The sequence below is a fragment of the Nonomuraea basaltis genome (assembly GCF_005893125.1).
Lineage (GTDB): Bacteria > Actinomycetota > Actinomycetes > Streptosporangiales > Streptosporangiaceae > Nonomuraea > Nonomuraea basaltis.
Genome location: NZ_VCJS01000366.1, coordinates 1 through 8,380, shown reverse-complemented (window position 1 = coordinate 8,380; position 8,380 = coordinate 1). Strand labels below are relative to the sequence as shown.

The window sequence follows — 8,380 nt, the reverse complement described above, 5'->3', positions numbered from 1 at the left end:
GCGGAGGTGACCGCGGCCGACTTCGTGGGGGCCGGTGCGGCATTGCCCGTGCAGGCGGTCACCGCGGCCAGCACGCCGGCGGCGAGCGCCAGCACCTTCCGCCGACCGTATGCACGCACCTCGCCATGTTATTCGCGGGCACGAGGAGGCGAAGCCTCCGAGGCAAAGTAGCGACCGCGAAGCGGTCGATGCTTTTGGGGGGTGCTCGGGGGGCGTAGCCCCCTGAGGGGGCGAAGCCTTCGAGGCAAAGTAGCGACCGCGAAGCGGTCGATGCTTTTGGGGGGTGCTCGGGGGGCGTAGCCCCCTGAGGGGGCGAAGCCTTCGAGGCAAAGTAACGATCGCGAAGCGGTCGATGTTTTTCGGGGGGTGCTCGGGGGGCGTAGCCCCCTGAGGGGTCGCGTACCCTAAGGAGGCGTGGCAGGCATCGATCCGGCAGAAGAGATCAACGAGCTCGCGGGCACGCTCCGCAGCATCCAGGACGTGCTCGACCTCGAGGCGATGCGCAAGCAGATCGCGGAGCTGGAGCAGCAGGTTGCCGCGCCCCACCTGTGGGACGACCCCGAGCAGGCACAGAAGGTCACGAGCAAGCTCTCCCATCTCCAGGGTGAGCTCAACCGCGTGGAGGGTGTCGCGCGACGCCTGGACGACCTGACGGTCCTCTACCAGCTCGCGGCCGAGGAGGCCGACGACGACACGCGCGCCGAGGCCGACAAAGAGCTCCAGACGCTCAAGTCCGACATCGGGGCACTGGAGGTGCGCACCCTGCTCGCGGGCCCATACGACGCCCGCGAGGCGCTCGTCACGATCAACTCCCAGGCGGGCGGCGTCGACGCCGCCGACTGGGCCGAGATGCTGCTGCGGATGTACCTGCGGTGGGCCGAGCGCAAGGGCTACGCGACCGAGGTCTACGACACCTCCTACGCCGAGGAGGCCGGCATCAAGTCGGCCACGTTCAGCATCAAGACGCCCTACGCGTACGGCACGCTGCGCGGCGAGCACGGCACCCACCGGCTGGTCCGCATCAGCCCGTTCGACAACCAGGGTCGCAGGCAGACCTCGTTCGCCGGGGTGGACGTCGTGCCGGTCGTCGAGCAGACCGACCACATCGACATCAACGAGGACGAGCTCCGCATCGACGTCTACCGGTCGAGCGGTCCCGGTGGACAGGGCGTCAACACGACCGACTCGGCCGTGCGCATCACGCACCTCCCGAGCGGCATCGTCGTCTCCTGCCAGAACGAGCGCTCGCAGCTGCAAAACCGTGCCAGCGCCATGAACGTGCTCCAGGCCAAGCTGCTCGAGCGCAAGCGGCAGGAGGAGGCGGAGAAGATGTCGGAGCTGCGTGGCGCGACGACCACGTCGTGGGGCACACAGATCCGCAACTACGTGCTGCACCCGTACCAGATCGTGAAGGACCTGCGCACGGGCACCGAGGCCGGCAACCCGACGGCGGTGCTCGACGGCGACATCGACGAGTTCATCGAGTCGGAGATCCGCTGGATGCGGCGGCAGGAGTCGGGAGCGGAGTAGGGGCGCCCGTCGCTAGAGGCCGCTCAGGTGCTTGAGCGCCAACGTCACGAAGAGCAGGGCGACCAGGAGCAGGACGATGAGGGCGGGCGACATCCCGGCGAAGCCGTGGCTGTGCATCCGCTCTTTGTTGGCGCGGCAGAGGGGGCAGCGCGCCTCGATCACGGGGTGCGCGCACTGCGCGCATACGAGGTGTTCACAACTCATGACAGCCCCAAGTCTAGCCGCACAATCGTTTTGTTTCCGTTATGGACGTTCCATGCCAGTCTTCCCCCTAGACTGTGCTCTGGCCAATCGGAACGTCGATCATCAGTAAACATGACGCCCCCGATGGGCCGGTGGCGGGAAGTGGGCATGTGCCACCCTCGCTTCCGTCCTGACCCCTAGACTGGCATGCCGTGATGCTCTCGTGATCCATTTCGATAATGTCACCAAGGTCTACACGAACCAGAACCGGCCCGCTCTCGACCACGTGTCCGTAGACGTGGACAAGGGCGAGTTCGTGTTCCTCGTCGGCCCTTCGGGGTCAGGCAAGTCCACGTTCCTGCGTCTGATCCTCAAGGAGGAGCGGCCCAACTCCGGGGCGATTCACGTCGCCGGGAAGGACCTGGCCCGCCTCTCCAACTTCAAGGTGCCTCACCTGCGCCGCCGCATCGGCTGCGTGTTCCAGGACTTCAGGCTGCTCCCGAACAAGAACGTCTACGAGAACGTGGCGTTCGCGCTCGAGGTCATCGGCAAGCCCCGGCGGTTCATCCGCAAGGTGGTGCCCGAGGTCATCGAGCTGGTCGGCCTGGAAGGCAAGGCGCACCGCATGCCCGACGAGCTGTCCGGCGGCGAGCAGCAGCGCGTCGCCATGGCCCGCGCGTTCGTCAACCGGCCGATGATCCTGCTGGCCGACGAGCCCACAGGCAACATCGACCCCGCGACGAGCATCGGCATCATGAAGGTGCTCGACCGCATCAACAGGACTGGCACCACGGTCGTCATGGCCACGCACGACGCAGCCATCGTCGACTCCATGCGCAAGCGTGTCGTGGAGCTGGAGGACGGCAAGATCGTCCGTGACCAGTCGCGTGGCGTTTACGGCCAGGCGTACTGACAGGGAGCTGCAGACAGAACATGCGGGCGAATTTCATCTTCTCCGAGGTCTGGATCGGCCTCCGTCGCAACCTGACCATGACGATCGCGGTCATCATCACCGTGGCGGTCGGAATGGCGATGCTGGGTGTCGGCCTGATGATCAACGCCCAGGTCGGCTTGATGAAGGGCTACTGGGACGACAAGGTCGAGGTTTCGGTCTTCCTGTGCAACAAGGGAACGGCCGTAGAGGAGTGCAACGGCAAGGCCATCACTCCTGCGCAGGTCAAGGCGCTCGAGGCGTACATCGAAAAGGTTCCCGGGGTCAGGCCTGGCGGGGTCATCTACGAGGACCAGGCGGCCGCGTACGAGAACTTCAAGACCGCGTACGCCTCCAACGAGGCTCTGGTGAAGGCCACCAAGGTCGAGGACATGCCTCAGTCGTTCCGGATCAAGGTTGTTGATCCGGACAACTACCAGTCCGTGATCCAGGCCGTCCGGGGCCAGCCCGGCGTCTCGCAGGTGACCGACCAGAAGCAGCTGATCGGCCCGTTCTTCGAAATGCTCGACAAACTGGCCTTCTACGCGCTCGGCGTCGCGATCACCCTGGTGCTGGCGGCGGCCCTGCTGATCGGCAACACGGTCCGGCTGTCGGCGTTCAACCGGCGCAGGGAGACGGGCATCATGCGGCTGGTCGGGGCGTCCAACCTGTACATCCAGCTGCCCTTCATCATGGAGGGCGTGATCGCGGGCCTGATCGGCGGCGTGTTCGCGGCGGTCATATTGATCGCGACGAAGGTGCTGCTGTTCGAGGAGCTCGGTGCGTTCCTGGGCGACGCGACCGCGCAGCTCGGCTGGGACGCCGTGGCCCAGACGATCACGTTCACCATGGCCATCGGCGTGGTCATCTGTGTGCTGGCCTCGTTCGTGACACTCCGCCGCTACCTCCGTGTCTAGCGGATCCTCAGGTTGCGGTGGATGGCCGGTAAAGTCGAACCATGCCACGTGAGACCGGGCGGAAGGTCATCGCCCAGAACAAACGTGCTCGGCACGACTACTACGTCGAGGACACCTTCGAGGCGGGCCTCGTGCTGCAGGGCACCGAGGTGAAGTCGCTACGCGAGGGCCGCGCCTCGCTCGTCGACGGCTACGCCAGCATCGACGGCAACGAAGCGTGGCTGCTCAACGTGCACATTCCCGAATACGCACAGGGCACGTGGACCAACCACGCCGCTCGCCGAAAGCGCAAGCTGCTGCTGCACCGCAAGGAGATCGAAAAGCTCGCCGCCAAGACGAAGGAGGGCGGGCTGACGATCGTGCCGCTGGCGCTCTACTTCAAGGACGGCAAGGCCAAGATCGAGATCGGCCTGGCCCGGGGTAAGAAAGACTGGGACAAGCGGCAGTCGCTTTCGGAGCAGCAGGCCAAACGGGAGATGGCCCGGGCCCTGCGCCATCGCCACCGATGAGAGCGGCGGCACGGCAACCGATGAGACGCGCCCGCCGCACCCTGTCCGCGACCGTCACTCTGGCGGTCGCGTGCACCACGCTGACCGGCTGCTTCGAGGAGCCGTCGCCGCACGACGCGGTGCGCGACTTCCTCGTGGGCTGGCAGACGGAGGACTACGACCTGGCCGCGGGACGCACCGACGGCGACCCGGCGACCGTACGCAAGGCCCTGTCCGACGCCAAGCTGGAGCTCGACGCGGCCTCGTTCCGCTTCAAGATCAAGAGCGTCAGCATGAACGGCGGCGAGTCCAGGGCCGACTTCCACGCCGAGGTCGACCTGGGCGAGAACAACCCGCTCTGGCAGTACGACGGGATGCTGCCGCTCCATCTGGTCGGCGACACGTGGAAGGTGCGCTGGTCGCCCTCTGTGCTGCATCCCGAGCTCAAGGAGGGGCAGCGGTTCGCGGTCGACACCGAGCCGAAGCCGCGCCAGCCGGTGGTCGACCGGACCAGTGACCCGCTGCAGACCGACACCGTGCTCTACGTCGCAGGCGTCTACCCGTCGAAGCTGGGCGACCAGGCGGAGGAGGTCGTCGCCGAGCTGTCCAAGGTCACCGAATACGCCCAGGACCGGTTGCTGAGCCGCATCCGATCGTCACCACCGGACAAGTTCGTGCCGCTGGTCACGTTCGGGCGCCAGCGCTATCAGTCGATGAAGTCAAAGCTCGACGCCATCTCGGGCATCGAGACGAAGCCGCAGCCCCAGCCCGTCAGTCCTGACGCGCCCCGGCAGATCGTCGGCAGCGTCAGCGCGCTCACCCCGGAGACCGAGCAGAAGCTCGGTGGCCCGCAGCGGGCCGGCGACTCGGTCGGCAAGACCGGCCTGCAGAAGGCCTACCAGGACTACCTGACCGGTTCCACGGAGACCAAGGTGATCACCCTTGACCTCAAGACCGGCAAGGAGGTCGCCCTGCTCAAGGAGTGGCCGGGCCGGCAGAACGTCTCGGTGAAGACCACGATCGACCGCGCCATCCAGGCGGCGGCCGAGCAGGCGGTGGCCGACACCGACACGAGCGCGCTGGTGGCGGTGCAGCGCGACACCAGTGAGATCCGCGCGGTCGCCACCAAGGGCATGCACCAGGAGAAGGACGCGCTGGCCGGCAAATACCCCGCGGGCACGGCGTTCTCGATCGTGGCCGCGGACGCACTGATCAAGAACAGGATGGACACCAAGCAGCGGCTGTCCTGCCCGCAGGAGCGCACGGTGGGCGGCGCCAAGTTCGTGCAGACCGGCCAGTCCACCGGGACCATGTCTTCGGGCACGTTCCAGGACAACTTCGCCAAGGGCTGCGTCACCGCCCTGGCCTCGCTCGCCCGCCGCGTCAAGGCCGAGGACCTCGCCAGCAGCGCCAAGGCGTTCGGCGTGGGACAGCCGTGGCGGCTGCCGCTGAAGTCGTTCAGCGGCTCGCTGCCCGAGCTGTCCAGCGACGCCGACAAGGCCAAGGCCATCGCTGGGCAGAACGTCGAGGTGAGCCCGCTGGGCATGGCGCTGGTGGCCGCGGCGATCTCCTCGGGCACCTGGCACCCGCCCGTGCTGGTCACCGAGCCGAAGTCACCCGATCCGGCGGCCGAGACCGTGCCGGTCACCCAGCCCGCCCCCGTACCGGTCAATCCGCAGGTCCGCGCGGCGCTGCTGCCGATGATGCGGGCCGGCGCGGCCGGCACGCCCGCCCAGGCGGGCAAGGGCAAGGTGTCCGGCGTGACAGCGACGGCGGGCAGCCAGTACACCTGGTTCGTCGGCTGGCAGGGGGACGTGGCCATCGCGGTGCTGTCGAAGAACTACGACGCGGCGGCGGTGGCGGGCGGCTTCTTCTCGGCCCTCGGGAACCCTGCGTGAAAATCTCGTGCCGCTGAGCAACCATTCGAGGCCTCGGCGGCGTCTTACTGAGTGACTGGGCCCGCTCGGGGGGTTGCGGAACCAGTCGCCGTGATGAGATCAGGACTTCATCTCGGGGGAAGTCCTGCCGTCCGGACCGGCTCGACCCTGCCGGTCGGCCCCCGGGAGCGCGAGATGCTGTGCCACGCTCCCGGGGGTTTCGTCACGGGAATTAAGTTGGCGTCGAGGGTGTTCTCCCCTGTAGATTCTTGTTGCTCACCCCTCACGGGGGGTGTGTTGACAACTGCACAGGGGGTGACTGGCTTCGACTTCGATCTTGCAAGCCAGGTGAAGCGGGCCGAGGACTGCGGACATAACCTCGTTAATCCTGTGACCGCAAACAACAAGTGCCAATTCCAAGCGCACTGTGGTAGCCCAGGGTTCCCTGGGCCTCGCTGCCTAAGTAGCGAAACCACTGTCAGCCCGGGAGTGCCTTCGGCCCGGTGTCTGGCATCGTTAGAAGGCTCAACCGCTCAACCCGGCCACGGGGGAGAGCGGGAAATCAAACAGTGGCTGAGCCCGTCGGCGACTCGCCTGCGTGATCGCCGGGGCTGAGAAAAGCACAGCAGGCTGCGCCCGGAGAAGCCCTGACTTGGGGTTGAAGGACGCGGGTTCGATTCCCGCCACCTCCACAAGATCAAACCGTCTCTGACCTGGCGAAATTTCGACAGGCAGGGGCGGTTTTTTGTTCGTGGGGGCACCATGGGGGCACGGGCCTGCCGGAGCAGGACGATAACCCAGGTCGCCGCCTACGTTCACGGAACCTCACCCGGCATGAAGGGACTGGTGGTTCCGTGTCAGCAGGACCTCGACGCACCGAAGGTGTCGAGTACCGCAGGAAGAAGAATGGGAAAGTGTCCTACCGCGTCCCATGGCGCGAGGGCGGACGCCGGACAGGTCCTCGTAGCTCTTACACCTTCGACGATTTGGAGTCCGCGAAGATCTTCCGCGGGGCGCTCGTGGCCAACGGCTACCGCGACCCGTACAAGAACCCGGCGTTTGCCGAGACGCTCGGCTTAGCCTCTCAGCCGACTGAAGTCCTCACCTTCGCGCAGGTCGCCAACAAGTACCTGGCGACACTCGTGGACGTCGAGCGGCGAACCGTTGGCCAGTACCGAAAGACCCTCGACGACCACGTCTTTCCGGCCGTCGTCACGCTGCCGGACGGCACCAGGGTCGGACCGCTGGGCCGGTTACCGATCGACGAGTTCACCGGGGACATCATCCAGGCGTGGATCAACCAGATGCGGGAGAAGCAGCACGGCAAGAAGGTTCTCCGCCCCTACTCGGCGAAGACGATCCTCAACATCCACGGGACGGTCATCTCGCCCGTCTTCGACTACGCCATCGATAAGGAGTACACCTCCCGCCAGCCCTGCCGGAACGTCAAGCTGCCTGAGCGGAAGGGAAAGGCGGTCAAGGCCAACAAGGTGATCACCGGCTTGGAGATTCCGGCCTGGATCGAATGCGCTTACGAGGTCGATGAGGACACCGGCGACATCACGCTGGTACTCCTGGCCTCAGGGCTGCGCTGGGGCGAGCTGACCGCGCTGCGGGTCTGCGATGTGGACTTCGATGCCGGTACGCTCACTGTGGCTCAGGTCGTCCGCGAGGATGAGCATCGCCGGCCCTACATCGAGTCCACGGAGGGCAAGAGTGCGAACGCGTTCCGCACTATCACGCTGCCCCCGAAGGCCCTGGAGGTGCTTCGTCGGCGCGCCGAGGGCAAGGGCAAGCTGGCGCTTCTCTTCCCCGCCCCGGGCACCCGCGGCGGCACCCTGTGGCGCAATCCCAACTTCAATGAACACCGCTGGCAGAAGGTGAAGGAGTTCGCGGCGCAGCGCGGCCTGATCAAGGAACCCACCCCGCATGGGCTGCGGCACAGCCACGCCAGCGAGCTCATCCCCGTTGTGGGAATCGAGCCCGTCTCCAAGCGGATAGGCCACGCCAACGTCACCGTTACCAGCGCGGTCTACTCGCACCTCACCCCCGACGCAGACGCCCGGATGGCGGGCGCCATCGACTCGACCCTCACCGGAGGCAGAACTCTCGACACTGCGTCCGCGGCGCCGGCCGCCGCGGAGCCATCGAACGACGCGTCCGATCTGCCGCCTGAACTGGCGGCGTTGCTGACCAAGGCCATCGGGCAGGCCCTAGCGGACGGCACCGAGCTCGGTGCCCTGCTGCGGGCGGGCCGATCCGGGTAGGTCGGCAGAAGACAGTAAGAGGGGGCGGCAGCCGATCGGCTGCCGCCCCCTCTCGCTGTGCTAGGGCGTGTCCCGTGGATCTTTGATGGCAGTTTGGTGTAGATCTTCCGTGTGGATGAGGAGCGTCTGAGTCGTCATGATCTGACGGATGAGGAGTGGGAACGGCTGGTGCCGCTGTTGCCGGTCA

7 protein-coding genes and 1 other RNA gene are annotated in these 8,380 nt (G+C 66.5%); 7 read left to right on the top strand and 1 reads right to left on the bottom strand.

The genetic code is table 11. The features are described from left to right. Window positions 1-414: 414 nt before the first annotated feature. Complete coding sequence (gene prfB / locus EJK15_RS65445; RefSeq protein WP_138720294.1) at window positions 415-1,530, top strand: peptide chain release factor 2; 1,116 nt, start codon at window positions 415-417, stop codon at window positions 1,528-1,530. A 12-nt stretch (window positions 1,531-1,542) separates the two neighbouring features. On the opposite strand, the gene EJK15_RS65440 is transcribed toward prfB, so the two are convergent. Further along, window positions 1,543-1,734 (bottom strand): hypothetical protein, encoded by a 192-nt coding sequence (locus tag EJK15_RS65440; protein WP_138720293.1) that lies wholly within the window; start codon window positions 1,732-1,734, stop codon window positions 1,543-1,545. 202 nt (window positions 1,735-1,936) lie between these two features. Here EJK15_RS65440 and ftsE point away from each other — a divergent pair, with 202 nt between their 5' ends. The 6 genes from ftsE (at window position 1,937) to EJK15_RS65410 (ending at window position 8,193) form a co-directional block, all read left to right on the top strand. After that, complete coding sequence (ftsE, locus tag EJK15_RS65435; protein WP_103956370.1) at window positions 1,937-2,626, top strand: cell division ATP-binding protein FtsE; 690 nt, start codon at window positions 1,937-1,939, stop codon at window positions 2,624-2,626. A gap of 20 nt (window positions 2,627-2,646) precedes the next feature. Beyond that, complete coding sequence (gene ftsX, locus EJK15_RS65430; protein ID WP_138720292.1) at window positions 2,647-3,561, top strand: permease-like cell division protein FtsX; 915 nt, start codon at window positions 2,647-2,649, stop codon at window positions 3,559-3,561. Window positions 3,562-3,602: 41 nt separating this feature from the next. Further along, window positions 3,603-4,070, top strand: a complete 468-nt coding sequence (smpB, locus tag EJK15_RS65425; protein WP_138720291.1) for an SsrA-binding protein SmpB — start codon at window positions 3,603-3,605, stop codon at window positions 4,068-4,070. A gap of 20 nt (window positions 4,071-4,090) precedes the next feature. After that, entirely contained in the window at window positions 4,091-5,947 is a 1,857-nt protein-coding gene (locus tag EJK15_RS65420) for a penicillin-binding transpeptidase domain-containing protein (protein ID WP_138720290.1), read from the top strand. 290 nt (window positions 5,948-6,237) lie between these two features. Further along, window positions 6,238-6,621: a transfer-messenger RNA gene (ssrA, locus tag EJK15_RS65415) on the top strand. 291 nt (window positions 6,622-6,912) lie between these two features. Then, window positions 6,913-8,193 (top strand): tyrosine-type recombinase/integrase, encoded by a 1,281-nt coding sequence (locus tag EJK15_RS65410; protein WP_138720289.1) that lies wholly within the window; start codon window positions 6,913-6,915, stop codon window positions 8,191-8,193. The last annotated feature ends 187 nt before the right edge of the window (window positions 8,194-8,380 follow it).

Coding starts and splice junctions, on each gene's coding strand:
- EJK15_RS65420 (WP_138720290.1), top strand. CDS start 4,091: ATGAGACGCGCCCGCCGCACCCTGTCCGCGACCGTCACTCTGGCGGTC.
- smpB (WP_138720291.1), top strand. CDS start 3,603: ATGCCACGTGAGACCGGGCGGAAGGTCATCGCCCAGAACAAACGTGCT.
- EJK15_RS65440 (WP_138720293.1), bottom strand. CDS start 1,734: ATGAGTTGTGAACACCTCGTATGCGCGCAGTGCGCGCACCCCGTGATC.
- ftsX (WP_138720292.1), top strand. CDS start 2,647: ATGCGGGCGAATTTCATCTTCTCCGAGGTCTGGATCGGCCTCCGTCGC.